At 34.3% G+C, this 19,467-nt stretch carries 20 protein-coding genes; 4 read left to right on the top strand and 16 right to left on the bottom strand.

Translation table 11 applies throughout. The features are described 5' to 3' along the window. Positions 1 to 54: 54 nt before the first annotated feature. Genes H5J24_RS12060 through moaA form a run of 3 tightly spaced genes read right to left on the bottom strand, consistent with a single transcriptional unit; the run spans position 55 to position 2,248 of the window. Positions 55 to 528, bottom strand: a complete 474-nt coding sequence (locus tag H5J24_RS12060) for a molybdopterin-binding protein (protein ID WP_232816328.1) — start codon at positions 526 to 528, stop codon at positions 55 to 57. Beyond that, on the bottom strand, positions 528 to 1,256 hold the full coding sequence (locus H5J24_RS12055; protein WP_232816327.1) for a molybdopterin molybdotransferase MoeA: 729 nt from the start codon (positions 1,254 to 1,256) through the stop codon (positions 528 to 530). The genes H5J24_RS12060 and H5J24_RS12055 overlap by 1 nt, the downstream gene beginning before the upstream one ends. Positions 1,257 to 1,258: 2 nt before the next feature. Next, on the bottom strand, positions 1,259 to 2,248 hold the full coding sequence (gene moaA, locus H5J24_RS12050; RefSeq protein WP_232816326.1) for a GTP 3',8-cyclase MoaA: 990 nt from the start codon (positions 2,246 to 2,248) through the stop codon (positions 1,259 to 1,261). A 338-nt stretch (positions 2,249 to 2,586) separates the two neighbouring features. Between moaA and H5J24_RS12045 the strand changes: the two genes are divergently transcribed. Beyond that, entirely contained in the window at positions 2,587 to 3,453 is an 867-nt protein-coding gene (locus H5J24_RS12045) for a helix-turn-helix domain-containing protein (protein ID WP_068942984.1), read from the top strand. A gap of 3 nt (positions 3,454 to 3,456) precedes the next feature. Here H5J24_RS12045 and H5J24_RS12040 read toward each other — a convergent pair whose 3' ends face one another. The 7 genes from H5J24_RS12040 to H5J24_RS12010 all read right to left on the bottom strand — a co-directional run bounded on the left by H5J24_RS12040 (position 3,457) and on the right by H5J24_RS12010 (position 9,599). Then, on the bottom strand, positions 3,457 to 4,365 hold the full coding sequence (locus H5J24_RS12040) for a PhzF family isomerase (protein WP_185124658.1): 909 nt from the start codon (positions 4,363 to 4,365) through the stop codon (positions 3,457 to 3,459). Positions 4,366 to 4,667: 302 nt separating this feature from the next. Next, complete coding sequence (locus tag H5J24_RS12035) at positions 4,668 to 5,423, bottom strand: LytR/AlgR family response regulator transcription factor (protein ID WP_068942985.1); 756 nt, start codon at positions 5,421 to 5,423, stop codon at positions 4,668 to 4,670. After that, the gene (locus H5J24_RS12030) at positions 5,420 to 6,487 is read right to left on the bottom strand and encodes a sensor histidine kinase (protein ID WP_082811178.1); all 1,068 of its coding nucleotides are present in this window, start codon (positions 6,485 to 6,487) and stop codon (positions 5,420 to 5,422) included. The genes H5J24_RS12035 and H5J24_RS12030 overlap by 4 nt, the downstream gene beginning before the upstream one ends. Before the next feature lie 33 nt (positions 6,488 to 6,520). Further along, a complete protein-coding gene (locus H5J24_RS12025; protein WP_068942986.1) occupies positions 6,521 to 7,429 on the bottom strand; it encodes a DUF6268 family outer membrane beta-barrel protein in 909 nt (302 codons plus the stop codon). 471 nt (positions 7,430 to 7,900) lie between these two features. Beyond that, positions 7,901 to 8,302 (bottom strand): DoxX family protein, encoded by a 402-nt coding sequence (locus H5J24_RS12020; RefSeq protein WP_068942987.1) that lies wholly within the window; start codon positions 8,300 to 8,302, stop codon positions 7,901 to 7,903. Positions 8,303 to 8,313: 11 nt separating this feature from the next. Next, a complete protein-coding gene (locus tag H5J24_RS12015; RefSeq protein WP_068942988.1) occupies positions 8,314 to 8,934 on the bottom strand; it encodes a hypothetical protein in 621 nt (206 codons plus the stop codon). A gap of 65 nt (positions 8,935 to 8,999) precedes the next feature. Beyond that, positions 9,000 to 9,599 (bottom strand): Crp/Fnr family transcriptional regulator, encoded by a 600-nt coding sequence (locus H5J24_RS12010; protein WP_068942989.1) that lies wholly within the window; start codon positions 9,597 to 9,599, stop codon positions 9,000 to 9,002. A 166-nt stretch (positions 9,600 to 9,765) separates the two neighbouring features. On the opposite strand from H5J24_RS12010, the gene H5J24_RS12005 reads away from it, so the two are divergent. The 3 genes from H5J24_RS12005 to H5J24_RS11995 all read left to right on the top strand — a co-directional run bounded on the left by H5J24_RS12005 (position 9,766) and on the right by H5J24_RS11995 (position 13,436). Further along, positions 9,766 to 10,218: a hypothetical protein gene (locus H5J24_RS12005; RefSeq protein WP_068942990.1), complete on the top strand. Its 453-nt coding sequence runs from the start codon at positions 9,766 to 9,768 to the stop codon at positions 10,216 to 10,218. A 655-nt stretch (positions 10,219 to 10,873) separates the two neighbouring features. Next, entirely contained in the window at positions 10,874 to 12,298 is a 1,425-nt protein-coding gene (locus tag H5J24_RS12000; RefSeq protein ID WP_228407618.1) for a tetratricopeptide repeat protein, read from the top strand. A gap of 724 nt (positions 12,299 to 13,022) precedes the next feature. After that, positions 13,023 to 13,436 (top strand): hypothetical protein, encoded by a 414-nt coding sequence (locus H5J24_RS11995; RefSeq protein ID WP_068942992.1) that lies wholly within the window; start codon positions 13,023 to 13,025, stop codon positions 13,434 to 13,436. Between the two features lie 106 nt (positions 13,437 to 13,542). On the opposite strand, the gene H5J24_RS11990 is transcribed toward H5J24_RS11995, so the two are convergent. The 6 genes from H5J24_RS11990 to H5J24_RS11965 all read right to left on the bottom strand — a co-directional run bounded on the left by H5J24_RS11990 (position 13,543) and on the right by H5J24_RS11965 (position 19,415). Further along, entirely contained in the window at positions 13,543 to 13,983 is a 441-nt protein-coding gene (locus H5J24_RS11990; protein ID WP_082811180.1) for a hypothetical protein, read from the bottom strand. Positions 13,984 to 13,990: 7 nt separating this feature from the next. Then, complete coding sequence (locus H5J24_RS11985) at positions 13,991 to 14,338, bottom strand: DoxX family protein (protein WP_068942993.1); 348 nt, start codon at positions 14,336 to 14,338, stop codon at positions 13,991 to 13,993. 220 nt (positions 14,339 to 14,558) lie between these two features. After that, a complete protein-coding gene (locus tag H5J24_RS11980) occupies positions 14,559 to 14,972 on the bottom strand; it encodes a hypothetical protein (protein WP_068942994.1) in 414 nt (137 codons plus the stop codon). A gap of 205 nt (positions 14,973 to 15,177) precedes the next feature. Continuing rightward, positions 15,178 to 16,368 carry an MFS transporter gene (locus tag H5J24_RS11975; protein WP_068945065.1) on the bottom strand — a complete coding sequence of 397 codons (1,191 nt, stop codon included), beginning with the start codon at positions 16,366 to 16,368 and terminating at the stop codon, positions 15,178 to 15,180. Between the two features lie 257 nt (positions 16,369 to 16,625). Continuing rightward, complete coding sequence (locus H5J24_RS11970; RefSeq protein ID WP_232816325.1) at positions 16,626 to 17,228, bottom strand: response regulator transcription factor; 603 nt, start codon at positions 17,226 to 17,228, stop codon at positions 16,626 to 16,628. 6 nt (positions 17,229 to 17,234) lie between these two features. After that, positions 17,235 to 19,415, bottom strand: a complete 2,181-nt coding sequence (locus tag H5J24_RS11965; RefSeq protein ID WP_232816324.1) for a sensor histidine kinase — start codon at positions 19,413 to 19,415, stop codon at positions 17,235 to 17,237. Positions 19,416 to 19,467: the final 52 nt, after the last annotated feature.

Here is a 19,467-nt window from a genome sequence, read left to right as displayed (position 1 = left end):
TTTTGAGACGCTAATTAATTGTATTCGTGCATTCGTGGCATTTTATATGTTATTTTAATTATTATATTTCCATACCCGGTATACTTCTCCTTTTTTAAAGGTGTTCTTTTCCAAAGGAAGTTCCATAAAAGCATTGGTATCCGCAAGGTGGGAAAAATCTCCCGAACCATTTGTATTAACAGATTCAGCAGTGAGCTGCCCCATTTCATTTGTCCCCAATTTCACCTGAACAAAATACTGGAGTGAAAAAGGTACCTCAATATCATTCTGTAATACTGCAAACTGAGGCGAGTTTCCTGATATTTCCAAAGACTTTTCCAGCCACGGAATAAAGTATCTGTGTAGACACATAAATACCGAAACAGGATTTCCAGGAAATGCAAAAACAAGTTTCTGTGTATCATTTTTGCCAAACCAAAATGGTTTTCCCGGCCTTTGTTTGATTTTGTGAAAAAGCTTTTCAATCCCCAGTTCTTCACAAACCTGAGGGAGATAATCAAATTTTCCCATAGATACACCGCCACTCATCAAAAGAACATCATATTCAGTAATGCAGCGGGAAATTTCTTTTTGATCTCTTCATAATTATCGTTGAGGTGAAGAGTATCTGCTTCAATATGGTATTGTTTTAAAACAGATTGTATTGTAATTCCATTTGAACGTCTTAACTGATAAGGAGAAGGAATAGATTCCGGGCTTACCATTTCATCTCCCGTAGAAATGATGATGATTTTAGGCAATTTTTTTACGTTGATAGAGGTTTTTCCAATGGAAGAAGCTATTCCAATAATAGCCGGAGTAATAATCTGATTGGTTTTTACCAGAATTTCTCCTTCTTTTTTATCTCTGCCCTTCAGGTGGATATTCTGTCCTTGTTTAATATCAATAGTAAGGGTTGCAATTCCATTATGTATTGAAATATCTTCATACCGGATAACAGTATCTACTGAACAATCCAAAGCAGCACCGGTCATAATTTCTATACATTCAGTTTCCGAATCAATAGGTATTGAGGCTTCTCCAGCAGATTGTATTGCTTTTACACGGAAGGAACGATTTCCTTTTTCATAGGCGGAATAACGGATGGCAATTCCATCAACAGTAGGTCTGTCAAAAGGCGGCAAGTCCCGATCTGCGGTAAGATCTTCTGCCAAAACTCTTCCTAATGCCTGGTCATAAGCAATATATTCGGTTCCAAAATCATTTGTTTGGGAAAGTATAATGTCTTCTGCCTGTTGTACAGTTATCATTTCCATAGTTATCCTCCGATTGTAGCCATTGACTGATGAATAGATGAAGCATTAAGGCTTTGTTGCTCTGCTTCCCATCCGTCTTTAGGTTTATGATGTATGCTGTTGATTATTATATTTTTTAATGCATTGTCAGTGGTACCTGAACGAATCATATCTTTTAAATTAATCCCTCCACCTTCATACAGACAGGTTTTCAATATTCCGGAAGGAGTAATTCTTATTCTGTTACAGTCTCCACAGAAAGAACGGGTATAGGCTGCAATAATGCCAATATTTCCTGTAAAACCTGGTACTTTATAATTGTATGAAGTAGAGCTTTTAGGATCTTCCATTTTTTCTATAGCTGGAAAATGATCTTTGATATAGCTATAAATTTGAGGATAATTCCATTTTGGAGCAACTTCAGAATCATTATTTCCATTGAAAGGCATCTCTTCAATAAAACGAACATCTACCGGAAGATTTTTCGTAAGTTCAACCAAGGGAATTATATCTTCTATGTTCTGATTCTCCATTACTACCGTGTTGATTTTTACCCTGATCTGATGGTTCAGTAAACCATCCAGTGTTTTCATCACTTTATCAAAGCTTTTACGGCGGGTGATTTTGAAAAAACGTTCCTCATCCAACGTATCAAGGCTAAGGTTAACAGATTTTATTCCGAATGATTTCAGTTGTGGAATGTATTGTTCGGTAAGAAGTCCATTGGTGGTTAAACTGATATCAGTAAGCCCATGAAGCTGTGCTATTTTTTCAATAAGGCTGATACAGTTCTTTCTGACAAAAGGTTCACCGCCTGTGATTCTGATTTTATCTACTCCAAGATCTGTAAATACAGAACATATACGGAGCATTTCTTCATCAGTCATCAGATCATTCTGTTTAATCCATGGAAGTCCGTTTTCCGGCATACAGTAAGTACATCGAAGGTTGCATCTGTCCACAACGGCCAGCCTCAGATAGTTGATAGGTCTTCCAAATTTGTCTGTTAACATATGAAGTATAGGAACAAGATCCTTACACAAATATACTTATTGTTTTAACGATAAACTAAAAATATGCTTATTGAAATTAAGGGTGAAAAAGTAAGGTGATAAGTCTTAAAAGTAAGAAGGATAGAGGGATATAGTCATATTCTCTTGATTTTTTGTATCCTCATTAATCTTAAATGATATGAAAACAGGATATTCTTATCACGGTTTCTGATATTTCCGGAAGGAGAAGAAGAATGTATCTTTGCACGCTGCTAAAAATAATAGGAAATAAAATATATTGTATTTACAGAAAATAATATATGAGGGGATTTTCATAAATTAGTATTGAAAAGATTAGTATGATAATAGATAAAGAGCTGATAAATAAAAATTCAGTAGAAGAGGTATTTAATAAAGGAATTGACGTTGTTTTTCAGGACGAGATCAGTGGTGATTCTCTTAATTTTTTTCCTGAAAACTGTTTTACCATTATCTTATTGGATCAGTGCGAAGGCGGAAAATGTACCACCGGTCTGAATCAATATAATTTAAAAGCTCAGCAATTGTTCATCCATCTTCCCAAAAGGGAATACAAATGGGAACTGGCCCCCGAAACAGTAGGAAGGAGGTTGATTATTAATGATGAAATCCTTAAAACCTTTTCTCCAACCCTTAAATTTACATTTTCATCTTACAGTAAATATGAAATGATACAGCCTGATGATGAAACCTATCATAGATTCAGTCTTGAATTTAATGCCATCAGAAAGGAAATTGCTGCTGATGTTGTATTTCCGGAACTTATCAATGCAAGAGTAAGGCTTTTAGCTCTTATTATCAATTTATGGGTAGAACATGCTTATGGAAATAAAGCCTTAAGCACTCCGGACAATCTTGCTTTCCGTTTTCATATGCTGGTAGACAAATATTATAAAACTCAAAAGAATGTGGCGTTTTATGCAGATGAGCTATGTATTACTCCTAATTATCTGGGAGTGATCTGTAGAAAACAGTATACAATTTCACCTCTTGAGTTTATCAAAGAAAGAATTATTCTTGAAGCTAAAAATCTGCTTCACAGTTCAGATAAATCCATTAAAGAAATTGCTTTTGAATTGGGATTTCAGAACTTTTCTCACTTTTCCTATCTATTCAGAGTGAAAACCGGATCTACTCCAAAAAATTACAGAAAAAAACTGGAAGAAACAAACCCGGATTCAGAATAAATATCATACAGGCATCACCGTACGAAAAACATGAACCGCATTCCCTGTAATTCTGATGATCTCCGGGCTATGATTTTTTACACTTACCTCAACTTTCATTTGTCCGATTCTATTGATGGCTTCCCCTTGTCTTCCGATAAATTCAAAAGTTCCGTCAGCAACGTCTACGATTTTATTCTGAATGAGATAACCACCCAAAGGTCCATTGGCATTGCCCGTAACAGGATCTTCCTGAATACCGATGGCAGGGGCAAACATCCTTCCATAGGTTAAAACATCTTTATCATCAGAATCAAAAGTAAATACAAAATAACCATTACAACCAATTTCTTTGCTGAGATGGGCTAAAGCAGTAAAATCTGGAGTCAGATGATTCAGCAAAGTTCTGCTGTTAATACCTATCATTACTTTAGAATGGCCCGTAGAAGCAATCTGCACTAGGCACTTTTCGTTAAGGTCTTCCTTCTTTAACCCTAAGGCATCCACAATTCTTTGCTTTACGGAAGGTTCAAAAGCAGGTTCCAGGCTAAAACTTCCTTGGGTCATGGTAATTTGATAGTCATGATCTGTTTTTAGAATATCGATAGGTAAAATACCAACCTGAGTGTTGATCCTAATAATACAAGAATCTAGCTGGTCTTCTATAGCCTTAGCATAAAGCGCTCCAATAGTGGCATGTCCGCAGATAGGAACCTCTGTTGTGGGAGTGAAATAACGTACGTGGTAATCAAAATTTTCATTCTGCTCAGGTTTTAAGACAAATGCCGTTTCCGAATTATTAAGCTCCCTTGCAATGAGCTGCATTTCTTCGGCTGTCAGACTTTCAGCATTGAGTACAACACCAGCAGGATTTCCTTTGAACTTTTCTTTTGTAAAAGAATCAATTTGATACACGATTACTTCCTTCATCATAACTTATTAAATTCAGGATAAAGATAGGTGAATGTATTTTGTTGGGAAACGCAAAGACGCTATTTTTTTTCTTTTTAAGGTGCAAGGATTTTATCTGCGATAAAATTGAATGTGGCATATCTTGCAGATATTTTTATCTCTCGCAGATTACGCGAATTATGCAGATGATTGTGAAAAATCTGCGAAATCTGTGTGATCTGCGAGAATAAGTTAATCGCCACGAATACACGAATAATTCTAAGAATAAAGGGAATAAATTAGTAAATAAACATTAAAAATATTCGTGCATTAGTGGCATTTATTTAGTCATCATTCAGCCATTCAAGGAAGTTCTGGACCCTTACGCGGCTCACTACAATCTCATGGGGACATTCCGGTTCAAATTCAATTGTTAACCGGCTGTTCACCAGTTTTTTAATTCCTTTAATGGCCTTGATATTAGCAATGCAGTTTCGGGAAACCCTGAAAAACAGATCTTCTGTAAGTTGTCCCTCCAGTTGATCCAAAGTGTAATTAATAATATATCTTTTGTTATCAAATGTATGCAGCATGACTACTTTTTCTTCACTGTAGAAGTAGGCAATGTTTTTTGATTCCACGTATAGGTATCCGTCACGGGAATGAACAAGAAATCTGTTTTTTACCTTTTTCATCAAGGAAGATTCTACCATCCGGATGCCCATTTCTTTTTGCTCTTTGTCAAAATGAAGGTCTTCAAGCTTAATGAGAGCACGTTCAAGCTCATCTTCAGAAATAGGTTTCAAAAGATAATCTATGCTATTGACTTTAAAAGCCTGTATGGCATATTCATCGTAAGCCGTTGTAAAAATAATAGGAACCTCTACCTTGATAGGATTGAAAATTTCAAAACAGCTGCCATCTGATAAACTGATGTCCATCAAAATAAAATCAGGTTTATGTTCCTGCAAAAACTCAACAGATTCCAATACACTTTCTGTTCTTCCCAATAACTGATAATCTGGTCTAAGGCTTTCTACCATTCGTTTCAGTTCAGAAAATGCCAGGCGCTCATCTTCAATAATTAAATATTTTTTCATTCTACGAAAGGTATTTTGACGATAAAATCATTTTCTTCTTCTATTATTCTGAGTTTTTTATGATAACGGTCGTATTGTGTATTCAGAAAAGATAACCCAATTCCTTCTCCTTTGGTAATATCATTCCGTAAAAATATTCTATTTCTGAAAGATATTCCGTTTTCATCCACAGAAATGTAGATCAATAGAGGATTGGCAGCAGAACTTACATTGTGTTTAAAAGCATTTTCCAAAAGAAGCTGAAAGCTGAAGGCTACCAATTTACGGTGTTCCCATTGTTCAGTAGGCTCAATTTCTATTTTAAAGCCATTTTCAAATCTTATTTCCATTAGAAACAGATATTGTCGGAAGAAATGCATTTCCTCTTGTAAAGTATTCAGGGGCTTTTTGCTGACAGATAAAACCTGTCTGTAGACCTGTGATAAAGCTTTGGTATATTTATTAGCTTGTTCCTGATTTTCATAAATGAGAGAAGACAAAACATTCAGAGAATTGAATAAGAAGTGAGGATTTACCTGTGCTCTTAATGCATTATACTGATACATCAGCATATCCCGTTTAGCTTTCTCAGAAGCTTTAATCGCCTTACGTTCTGCCTGAAAGTAAAACAGCAGATCAATAACCAGAAGGATGGGCAAATTGGCAGTAATATTGAGAATAAGGCTTGTTTTATAAGAAAGTGACTGTCGGATTCCCACATCCATTAGCTCCGTTACTGTGAAGCTGAAGATGATATAGAGAATAGCGCATAACAGGATATTACTTACAAACAAAGCGGAAGCATGTCTATATAAACTGTTGTGCAGAGGTGTAATCTCATTAATAAACTTAATCAAAAGATAATCCAGAAACGTCATAACCAGTACAATGGGATAGAAGATGACAAACTGAAGCAGGAAATTATCCCATAAGCTGCTTTTTGAAAGAATGCTGCTCTTCAAAATCGTATTGAAGAAAATGATTTGGTATATGGTGTATAGAGTAGTTACCAAAAAATAATAGAGCGGAAGCACATATCTTTTGGTTTTCATTTCCTGATTGGGGAAAATTTCAGAAAGATCCATATGAAGTTCAGTTTATAAAAAGGTTGGTGTTTCTTATTTCTGCCTTTTTGCAAAGTTATATTTTATCCCTGCAGAAACATAGAATGAAGGGTCAAAAGTTGCATTTCCCCATTTAAGAAATTGAGAAGGTTCTCTGTCACGATAACGGTCTGTACGTCCGAAGTTAGCACCCAATGTACCGCTTACCGTCCATTTATTAAAGCTATATTCCGGTTCCATTCCCAAACTTACATAATGATGGTCAAAATATTTCTTTTGGCCATCAATCTTAGCGAGAGAAAAGAAAAACTTGGGACGGTTAACAATACGCAGTGCAAAAGTTTCATTAAATCTGTACCCTACAGAAAATTTCGGACTATAGCTCAATTCCGCATGATATTCCATTCCACGGGCTTTTTCACTGTGGTACTGAAAGTAGGGGAAAGGAATAAGCATAGGTTTGTCAAAAGCATTATTTCCAACAAGAGCAACCCCAAGTTTTATTTTGGGACGAAGCTGCCATATAAAAGAAGAATATACATTAACCACAACATGATCCATGTCTAACTTTTTCAGATCGGTATCTGTAGAATAAACCCCTGCGGATGCTCCACCAATGAACATCAGTTTTTCGTTTAATGGGGTCATATACATTACCCCAAGGTCTGCCGAAGCCATTTCTTTAGGCAGAGCTTCAGCTGCTATTCCATCATTACTGAATGAAGTATAGGAAGCATTAAGCGTTGCTGCCCATAGGGAAGGCTGTTGGTAGTTTGATGGTTTTACACTTACAGGAATGGTGGCTGTGAAAGTAGTGGTGAGTACTGAACTTTTTCCCTCCGTTTTATTTCCGTTATTATTGATGTACTTTTGCTGAGGCAGATATTCAGACCTCAGTTCTATCTGTGCAAAAGCATAAGCTGCCTGTGTAAACGCAGCAATAATCATCCATTTTTTTCTCATTCTTTTCTTTTTTGACACCACAAAGAAACTTTAATATTTGTTCAATTAATTGTTGTTCAATGTGTTAAAAGATGTCTTGTAGAATAAGATAGATGAAGTGAAGGATTTCTAAGATGAATTTTAACTTTCGAACATGAAAATCCATTTATAAATTGGTTTTTTCCGAAATTAACGTCTCGGAATAAGATCGAAAATGCCACGAATGCATTCATAAAATTATTTGTGTATCCGTGGCAAAAATAAGCGGTACTCAATTTTATCGGAGATAAAATCTTTGCGTTTTCGAGCAAAATTCTATGTACCTATTGTGGTTAGAATTTTTTAAACCACATAGGCACATAGTTTTTTAGATATTCTCATATCCGTAGTAAATAAGCGGTATTCAATTTTATTGTAGATAAAATTTTTGCGCCCTAAAACGTGTTGAAAGGAAAAGAAAAAATAGCGTCTTAGCGTTTTCCAACAAGATATTTAATCCCACTTATTTGCCGTAGAAACCGCATATTTCCCAGCTCCTGCAAAGAAAAAACTAATTCCCACTAACATATAGATCACTAATAATTCCAATGCCCAGCCTCCAAAGTCATTCAGTTTGAAAATATTAGCCGTTTGGGCAAGAACGGTTGCAGTAAAGCAGTTGGCTGCAAAAATTAAACCTGCAAGCCTTGTTCTGAAGCCCAGCATCAGCATAATAGGAGCTATAATTTCACCTGCAAATACTCCATAGGCAAAGAAGGAAGGCAAACCGTGCATGGTCATCATATCTTCAATAAATCCTATTCCGTGAATCAACTTATTTACTCCATATACTGACATTGGAAATCCAATGGCGATTCTGCTGATTAATAGTCCTAAGTCAATGTTCTTTTTCATTATATTATTATTTAAAAGTTATATTTTACAAATGCCCCAACATTTTCAAGGGTCTTTTTGGCGTTGTTGAACTGGTCGAAATTGGAAGCCACTCCGTACATGATTTTATCCTGTTTTATGCCCAGGCGGATAAACTGTAAGCCTCTTGGATAGCCACTGTTATCAATATTGCCAATAGCTAACACACTGAAGTAGCCCTGAAGATTTTCCTTCAGATAAGGCATGTATTCAAATGAAACAGACTGTTCCAGAGAAAACCCTTTCTGATAAGTAGTTCCAATAGAGTAGGAAAGTGAATAAGTGGGTTTTGCAATCCTGTATTGTACATAAGCACTGAAGAATGCTCCAGGATTTTTCATCCCTATTGCAGCATTGATACTGAACCTTTTGGTAAGATTGTAAGCAAGGGTGTTTCGTATGAAGAATATATTTTCTTTGTCTTTGGTATATTCTGTATCAAATAAAGTGAGGTTGTTGAGCTTTAGCCGATCATTAAAATAATAATTGACATTATGCATATAGGTATAGGAACGGTGTCCTAAAACAAGGTCCGGAGTAAAGTTTAGTTTCTGTGCATTCAGACTTAAAGAGACTGATGCAAGAGCTGTTATGGCGATGATTTTTGCCTTCATATTGCACTCATTAAAATTCTGAGAGCAAAATTATTCAGGCGGGGAGGGAATAAACTTAAGATATCTTAAGAAACGTCAGACAGGTGCTTTTTTCTTAAATAACTAAGGTACTCTACAGTAATTCCCAGGTAAGAAGCAATCATATATTGTGGAAAGCGCTGCTCAATATTACGGTAAGCAGATACAAAGTTTCTGTATTTGGTGTAAGCGTCCACTCTTGAATGTTCAAACGTTCTTTCTTGTAAAGTAACATAGGCTGATTGCATTTTTAGACGCCAGAATTCGGAGATGGCAGGAATTTCTTTATATAAGAGTTCCAAATTACTTTTACTGATTTGAACAATTACAGCATCTTCGTTAGCCTGAATAAACATTCTTGAAGGAAGCTCGCTCAGATAGCTGTACAAATCATTAATCCACCAGTTTTCAATACCGAGCTGAGTGATATTTTCCTTACCTTTTTCATCAATATGATAAGCATATAAACTTCCCTGGGCAATGAATCGCATATGTCTTGAAATTTGTCCTTCACGGAGCAGATATTCTTTCTTTTTAAGCTGAATAAATTCCAGTTTTTGAATCACAAGGTCAATTTCTTCCTTTTTTAAAGGGACAATTTCCTGAAAATGTTCTGTAAGCTGCGAAACGATAATATCTGTATCCATAATGAAGTCGTGGTATTGCCTGCTAGTGCGTATTAACAGACAGATGCTGTCCAAATTTACGTAAATATTATGGCAAATATCAAGTATAACTTGTGGTGAAATTATACATTCAAATGGATGGATAAAATTTACTATCTTAACTGGTTTAATTGCAAATCATCAGAATATGAGCCATTTTGATACTAAATTTCAAAAATATCTTGCAGAACTCGTTGAAACCGGCTTTGAATTTGTAGATAATAATTCAGAAGAAGTAGATGCTGTGTATATCATCGGGTTAATAGAGACAGGATATTTTTATAAAGTTTTTTATGAAATTAATGGCTATCTGGTGAAATCCCATAATGTGAATGAGGTATCAGATATGCAGTATGATATTAGCCATGAGAAATTGTTTGAAATGCTCAATAAAGGTAACCGGATACTGAAAGATATCGAAGACCTTTTTAAAAATGATAGGAGAGATGCTCCCATCATGTTGAAGTTATCATACCACCCAAAAACAGATAAATTTAATAGTGATTTCAGCTATGATAATGTTTTTACAGAACATAAGTTAAAAACAGTAGAAGATATATATGAAGAATGGTTTGGGCAAATGGAAAAATTAAATGGGTAATATTCTCATTTGTAATCATTAAAAGATACGTGTTATACTCATAAATGATATAGACAAAATCATTTTTTATACAGTTTTCAAAAAAGAAATCTCTCAAACACCTACAGGTTACATAAAATCAATATGCTAAAACGATACGGTTTTTAAATCGGATGGTTAAATTGATACAAAACTCCCAGGCTAGTTACAAAGCACTTGATAAGCTTTGATATACAGCTATTTACTTTAAGTAATAAAAGACTCTATTTCTATCAATCTTTTTTGGCCAGATTTTAAATTTCATAATCAAGTATGGTATCTGGGGCCAATATATCTCGTGTTGAGTTAAAAAAATAAATTGATATAGGAAATGTTTGCATGTTAATAATAATTTCAGACTGGATCTGGAAGTCATCTTCAATTTTGAGATGGCTTCTTCTTTATTATAGAATTCTCAATTAATTTGAATTTTTGTAAGGTTGTGCGGAATAGATTTTTATCTAGAAGAAAAATTATATAATAGAATTGGAATACTATTTGTAATGCAATATCGAAATTACAAATGAACAGAATTTATTAGCAATCAAATATTTATGTTAAACAATCAAATGAATTAAAATTTAACAATTATTATCTTTAAATAATTAATAACATGTTCCCATCTCGATTAAATAGAATGTTTTATTCATATAATCTCTTGTTTTTATTCCTTTTGTGTTGTGCCGGATCAGCGTATGGTCAGGAAGCATTTTCACGTGAAAGGTTTGATAGCATTCTGCTTAAGAAAACAGAGTCACTCCGAATTCAAGGAGATTATGAAAACCTTGTCCGCCTTAATAAAGACTATTTGAATCTGGCGGAAGAAAAGGAGTATAAGGAAGGAATTATCCTTTGTTACATCAATATTTCCAATATTTCAGCAACCATAGGGAATTATAAAAGAGGATTATCTTATCTTTCTCTGGCTGAAAAAGAACTTAAGAATGTTAATAGCCCGGTATTAAAGGCAAGGCTGTATCAGGAACATGGCCAGCTGAATGGGGTAATAGGACTCTATAAAAGTGCGTTGGAACTGAATGCGAAAGGCTTATATTATCTTAAAAATATTTCAGATGCAGAGAAAAGAAAGTTTTATCTGTATAGACTTTATGCCAACAGGGCTGATTTTTTGTATAAAGCGAATAAAGCAGATTCAGCATACATTTATTTGCAGAAAGGGAAAAGGATTGACGGTCAGGGAGTTCTTTTGAATACACTTTTGGCTAAGCATCATCTGATGTACACTAAAAGGAAAGACTCTGCCCTCATCTATCTTCAGAAAGCTTCAGAGAAAATTGTTAATACCGGTAAAGTAAATGTTCAAAGTGGATTCGTATATCTCACCTATGGAGATTATTTTTTTACATTGGAGGATTACAAAACAGCATTGGAATATTATAATAAAGCATTGGATTACTATAGTAAAACAAACAGGCTGTATAATATCCCTGGAGTCTATGAATCTATAGCTAAAACCTACAAGATGCTGCATGAACCTCAGAAAGAAGAAGAGGCAATGCAAAAATATACAGAAGAGAAAACAGCTCTCGACAATATTCAGAATGAAGCGATCAATATTTCAATAGATCATATGCTGAGTGATAAAGCAGAAGAATCCAATGGTTTTCAAAAGAAGATCTATCTTTCTATTGGCTTGATAATTATTTTGTCGTTGATGATATTTATTTTATTCTACAGGTATAACCGGGCATTAAGACAAAAGAAAAATGAATTTAAAAGTGAGGCACTTTCGTTGAAAAGTAAAATCAATGATTCTTTTGATGAATTGGTAGGGCTCGCTAAAAAAAATGATTCTACATTTTTGACAAGATTCCAGGAAATCTATCCTGAGTTTTGTCCTAGACTTCTGGAGATCAATCCAAGACTTGGGGCTTCAGAATTGGCATTCTGTGCAATGATAAAGCTTAATTTCAGCTCAAAAGAAATTGCCGAATATACCTTTATACAACATAAATCTGTACAGCAGAAAAAACACAGATTGCGAAAAAAGCTGAATGTTCCTACTGAACAAGAACTGTTTATTTTCTTCGATTCTTTATAAATCCTTAGTCAAAGAAAGATTATTGGCCTCCTTAAAGATAAAACAACGGCTATTTGTGTTTTGTTGTTAAGGTGTTGTAAGATATGTTGTTATAAACTATGTAGTATATGTGTGGTAGCTGAATATTCGCAAATATTCTTATTTTATTTCTGTTTTATATTACTTAGCATTTTATTAGCTTTCTTGATATAGTGATACGATGTGGTATCAAAAATTTTAGTGTTGAAGAGATTACGCATAGAAATTGCAGTAGTCTCTTTTTTTGTTGATTTCTACTTCTAATATAGAATAGATCGTAAAATATTTTTTATAGTATAGGATAAAAGATGATTTTCGGCCTCAATCTTTCAACTTTCAGCTTTTCCTTAACCTGATGGGAAAAGTAGAAATGCATCATTTTGTTAACTTGACGTATGGTTTTTTTATAGATATTTATCGATAAATGCTTTGTTGATGGGTGAAATCGACAAATGTGGTATAAATGTAGTATGATAAAATTGTTGTTTTTTTTAATAAGTTTTTAAAATTTGCAAAACCAAAAAGAGGGGGCAGATAAGGAGACTTAAAAATCAATAAAAATTCTAAAAACACAATGATGACCCCTCTTTTATTATAAAGAAATTAAATTAAGAAAATAGGTTAGGAAATTATAAGGTAAATTTAATGTCCAACAGAAATAAGTATCATAAAAAATAAGTAAATTCATCTATTAAATTAAACATATATGAAAAATGTAAAACAATTTATTACAGCAATGGCAGTTGTAATGTTCGCTTCAGGAGTTTCAGCACAACTTACTCCAAAAGGCGCAGGTTCAGACAAAGATAAACATGGTTGTAAAGGATCTGCAGGATATACATTCTCAGTAATAAAAAATGACTGTGTAAGAATTTTTGAAGAGAAGATACAATTAAAAGAAGTGGATAATAAAAAAACATACACTTCTAATGCCTCAGTAATTCTTAGCGAAGATGGAAAAAAAGCAGAGATATTTCTACCTTCATCTGATGGTAGCTTAGTGCTTGATAAAATTGCTTCTAAAAAAGTAGTAGCCTATAAAAAAGGAAAGTATACACTGACAAAAAACAAAAATGCTTATACATTAAAACTAGCAAATAAAATAGTTTTTAAAAGCTAAAAAGACAATCTTCATTAGTATCAAAGCACAATTGATTTTAGATAGATGTGCTTAAAGGCTGTCTCACAAAGTAGGACAGCCTTTTTTATACTTTAGAAGTCTATATTTATTTATCCTGCCCAATATCCAATCGGTCAAATTTCCCTTCAGCATTTTTATGAAATTTGAAGAATACCGGAAAGGTTCCCCACTGTCCGGCTTTAAAATTCCCGTGAATATTTTTTCCATCATTTTCAATACGGTCTATGCTGAGAAACATTTCTTTGCCTAATGCATTGGCAAAAAAAGATTTAAAATCTACTGTATTGCCATCATCCGTCATGGCTGGATTTTCAATAAAGAAGCTGTACCAGCTTTTATCCCCTGTTTGAAGAGCCTCTATTGCCTGTTTTACCTGTGGGTCCGTTATTTTAGATACATCCATTGTCTGTTGTTTTTTTGAAGTTGGAGTTGGAGTTGAGGTTTGTTTTTCTTTGTTTGTATTTTGACCGCAAGCTGTGTATGAAAGCCCTATAGCCAATAATATTGTAAGATTGGAATATTTCATATCAAAGCTAATTTTTAAGAGGATGCTGAAGATAAATAATCAACAAGTTGAGGAAAAGAAAGGGAAGCTCTATGAGGACTCCTTTAAAATCCTTTTCCATCAAATGAAAACAGATAATCAACAAAATACCTGCAGCCATTAAAAAGTTTCCCCAGACAAATGTTTTAGGAAACAGTATCAATAGTGAAGCCAGGATTGTGATAGCTCCATTAATCATCAGTCCGGTTTTGTCAAACCCCCATTTTCCAAACATAGCAGTCATTTCAGGTTTTCCGGAGAACATGGCAGTTCCCTGTTTAAAACCCATAAAAACGGCAGTAAGAATAAGGATGGAATTAATAATTTTTAAAATCATATCGAGTGTTTTTTTGTATTAATGAAATAATAGCTTCATACAAATATGCACGAAATGACTGATTTATGTATGGTGAATTTTTCGGAATTTTTAAGACATCGATCTTCATCAATGAATTGATGTAATCATTATTTATTACTTATTGATCACTCATATTCTAAAAGAAAACCACAGTTTAGCTGTATAAACTGTGGTTTTCGATAACTAAGAACTATTTAACTTATGACTCTGTCTTCAGGTAGCCAAAATGTAAAGCAGGTTCTTTCCCGAATAAGCACGAGAAAATGTTTTGAAACTCGTGGATATACTTGCATTTGATGGCATTCCCATATATTTTCAACCCTTCCAGGATTTTTCTGGAGCTCAAGTCGATATCATATTTTATAAAAGCTTCCGGTCTTTCATATCTGATCGTTTGATCTGAACTGTATGTTTTTGAAAACCCCAGTTTTTCAAGCCATTCCTCTGTTATTTTAATAGGTTTTATAGCTTCTGCCGGAACCGAAATACTGTGAATATCATTTTCAATTTTAACAAAATATCCCTGTTCTATACTCTGAAAAATTTCAGTGATCGTATAAATCTGATTTTTGTACTCGACTAAGTTTTTGATTTTAAGATCTGCTACATTCATAATATTTTGAATTTTTAGTGGATGATAAGGTCATGTATAAACATCAAATATTATGCCTTGCATCTTATTAAAAAGTCATGTTTATTTGAATATTTGGTTAAATTTTTAATGCAAAAAATTAAGAATGTGTTAAAATAATAGGATATTGCTGTTTCTTATAATTTACTGCAAAAACAAAATGTGGTATGGATGTGGTATCAATTTTTTATTTTTTTTGAGAACGGTTAGCGGTTGCCAGAAGAAGGGCTGTTACTACAGCAATCACAAGAAAAGCAATAAAAACATTCCATGAATAAGAATGAAGAAGATAGCCGGTCCCGCTTCCTAAAATACTTGATCCAAAATAATAGAACAACCAGTAAATGGAAGTGGCTGAAGATTTGCCTCGTTTGGCATAAAGGGCAGCCATCTGGCTTGCCATAGTGTGGGCTGCAAAAAAGGAAAAAGTGAATAATCCAAGGCCAAAAATGAGAATATAAAGGTTTTCAGACAGCAGTAACAAAGCTCCAACCAGCATACTGAGAATAGAAGATTTAAGAATAGTGTTGGAAGAAATCTTTTTGGAAAGCCGGCCAACAGTCATTGTTCCGAAAACTCCGAAAATATACATGAGGAATATAAAAGCGATAATAAAATGACTTAAAGAAAAAGGCTGAGCCTCTAATCTGAAAGTCAGGTAGTTGTATACACTTACAAAAGCACCCATCACAAGGGCTGCTATGAGGTACAACCGAAGCATATAAGGATTGGTAAGGAAAAACTTCATTTGTTTTACCTTAAGGTGATAATCAGTTTTTTGTGGATTGAAAAACTTTGATTTTGGAAATAATTTCCAGAATACCACTCCCAGAACCAGGCTTTCTATTCCGATCACCAAAACAGCATTGCGCCAGCCAAATTCTCCCGCAAGAATGGTGGCTAATATTCTTCCGCTCATTCCACCGATGGTATTCCCGCTAAGGTACATACTGATGGCCGCTCCTATGACCGATGCGTTTACTTCTTCTGTAAGATAGGCAAGGGCTACTGCCGAAACCCCGGAAACGACAAACCCTTTACAAATCCCGATAGCGATCAGAAGACTGAGACTCGGAATCCATGTTGAAATAATGGTCAGTAAAGCAGAAGAAACTAATGAAAAAGTCATCAAGCCCTTCCTCGAATAACTGTCTGCTTTAAAAGCGAAGAATAGTAAGCCCAATGCCATTCCGATGGTGGATGATGAAACCAGAAGAGAAGTATCTCCAACAGATACTTTGAACTGTTCTGCGGCCATGGGCAGCATTGGCTGAAAAAGATAAAGCTGTGCAAATACCGAAAGTCCGGAAAAGAAAATACAAAGTTTTATATATCGGAAACGTCGGCTTCCCTGATCTGCTTTTTCCAATGGATTCATGATTTTTTGCATTTAAAATGCAGCGGTTTCGTATAAATAAGGTCCTGTAAATTTCCTGATTATTTTTTAATTGTAAAAATCATTCTTTCAATCGTGGTAATAGGCACTGATTATAGAGTAGGGAAGCTGGAAGTTTATACTGAACATATAATTTAAAATAGGGAACAAAATCAATAATTTTCCAATTAAAACAATGAGATCACATTGATTCTGAAGACTTAATAACTTCCAGCTTCCGGCATCCAACTGTTAGTGCATCATTTCATACACCTTAATGAGTTCTGCAATATTGGCAACATCAAGCTTCTGGAAAATTCTTTTTTGTAAGTACTTACGGTTGACATCTGAATGTTCAGCCTATTAGCAATTTCAAGATTTCCATTTCCGTCTGCTAAAAGCTTAAAAATTTCGTATTCACGGGACGATAATTTTTCAGCAGGGTTGCTTTTTTTGTTCTGAATGATCAGCCCAATAAGTTCTGCAGGGTAAAAATATCCTTTTTCAATAACGTTTCGCACCGCATTTTTAATCTCTTCCTCACTGCTCTGTTTATTCAGATAGCCCTCAGCACCTTCTCGGATATACTGTATCGCTACATCTTTGTCATATCCGGAAAATACAAGTATTTTTATATCATTCTGTATGCTTTTGAGTTCAGAAATCATTTTTTTATATTGGGTTCCAGGCATATCAATATCCAAAATAATAAGGCTGTAATCCTGGGACTCCAGCATTTTCTTTACTTGTGCATAGTTTTCTGCAAAATCTATTTTCAGTTCAGGAAACCCCGATTCGAGGACTAAAGCGGTTCCTGCTCTGACTACATAGTGATCATCAGCAATTAAGATTCTTTCATTCATAGTAAATTAGTTTTTATTGAGCATTAATTCCACAACGGTGCCCTGGGGCTGGTTGTGCCTGAAACTGATTTCAGCATTTATTTTTTTGACCAAATGAATAACCATGTGCAATCCAAGACCTTTTCCTTTGAAACTAGGGGTGTCCAATTTTGGGTTTTTAAATAAACTCATGTACATATTAATCTGTTCATCAGGCATTCCTATTCCTGTATCAGAGATTGTAATGGAAATTTTCTGATTGATTTCTATTGCATCAAGATATATTTCTCCATCAAAGGTGTTTTTTACAGCATTATCAAGAATATTATGAATAATAGCTGTTAAAATACTTTCATTAACTTGAGAGTAGACTTTATTTTCTACAATATTAATGATTTTTGTTCCTCTTTCTTTTGCAATTTCACAGAAGAGCTTTTTCTTGATCTCTAAAATCTTGTTGACGGGATATTCTTCTTCTTCAAAAATATTCTCTGCCTTATACAGTTCTGTATATTCTTTTAAGTTCAGAGTAAATTGATAAAGCTGCTCAGAAGATTTATAAATACTGTCAAAGTACTTTTTCTGAAGTTCCAGATCATCAGATTCATGAAGTTTCTGCGAAAGCATGGCGATAAATCTGATAGGAGTGGTAATATCATGACTGATAGTCTCCACCAGCTTTTTCTGGTATTCAGTTTCTTTGCGTAAATCACTTTTCACTCCCTCAAGGGTAAGAGAAATTTCCTTTAATTCCGAATTCTTATTATGGACAATCTGCTTGAGTACCCTGTTTTTTATTCTTAAAAAATTCGTCATCAGCTGAACAATCACAATGATGATAATCAGAATAATAATGGATGCAGAAACACGGAATAATAATGTTTGATAAAAAAAGGGTTGAATCTTAAATTGGATAGACTTTTGTTCAAATTGTCCATCCGGAGAAATCAGCATCCGGACATTCAGAGTATAATCTCCCGGAGCAAGGTTGCTGAGTGTGTATTTAAGTTCTTTTCCAGTAGTGATCGGCTCCCATTCTGAGTTTTCTTTACCAGAAACTTTTGCCTCCAAATAAAGGTTTTCCAGATTAGAATAATAAGGAATATCAATAAAGACTTCCGCTGTTTTATAATCACTGTGAAGATCAAGAGTATGACGGAAATATTGAGGTTCAGAATTTCCGATTCTTACCCTTTCTATATAGATTTTGTTTTTATCCGGATAAAAAGTTCTGACGGTGTCCGGATTAAAAAATACAAATCCATCCATCGAAGGAAATACAAAATCTCCATTTTCCAATGCATAAGCGTTAGGTTGTGAGCTTCCATTGAATTCATTGGTCAAAAAACCATCTCTTTTTGTGAAGCGGTAATAATAGACCGGACTTTTCCTGTCTTGTGCATACTGCAGAAGTTGTTTCTTTGGAACTTTGAAAAGACCATTATTAGAAGATATCCAATAGAAACCCTTTCTATCTTCCAGAATATAATGAGCAGACATAAGATTATTACTTCTATCAGTCGGCATTTTTATAAGCTTCCGATCTTTGAGAAGATAAAACCCGTTTTTATTGGTCATCACCCAAATCAGATTATCTTTCGTTTTGATAATACTTTTTACATGAATATTTTTGTGAATAGGAGTGATAGTCTTGCTTCCTAAAGTAATAGAATAAAGAGCATTACTGTTACCTACTAAAATTTCATTTTCATCGTATTGGAAAAAAGTATTGACAAAACCATCAAATTCATAAGTGTAATCCGGTTTTGTAAACGGATCTTTCTTAAAAATCTGAAGCTGGCTTTTTGAAGAATCGGAAAATGAAGCTCCATACAAACTTCCACTTTGTAAGAAAGCTTGAAACCCCTGTTTTATAAAAGTAGAATCTTTTCTTTTATAACCGGAATCCTTGTAAAATTTAATGACACTGCTTCTTTTCCGGATCAGTATATTTCCGGCTTTATCATACATCATAAGATAGTTGTCATTATTGCCAAAAGGGTGCTTTTTCACTATTCCGTCTCTCCCGAATTCAGTTCCATCCTCAGCAATGATCGTGCTTTTACTGAAAGGTAATGAAGCGTAATAAACGTTGTTCGAGAAATCCTCTTTTTTCTTGGCTACATAGAAATCAGAGAGTTTCAGAACATTCAAGCCATTATTAAGGGTTCCGAGATAAAGTTTGTTGAATTTCCATCCATAAAACATAGAGCAATAGGAGTGGCTGCCTATTTCATTGTATTTTACAAGAAATTTGAGC

Origin of the sequence: Chryseobacterium capnotolerans, from assembly GCF_021278965.1 — a bacterium.
Taxonomy (GTDB): Bacteria; Bacteroidota; Bacteroidia; order Flavobacteriales; family Weeksellaceae; genus Chryseobacterium; species Chryseobacterium capnotolerans.
Note: the sequence above shows the minus strand (reverse complement) of the source record. Positions and strands in the feature narration are given on the sequence as shown.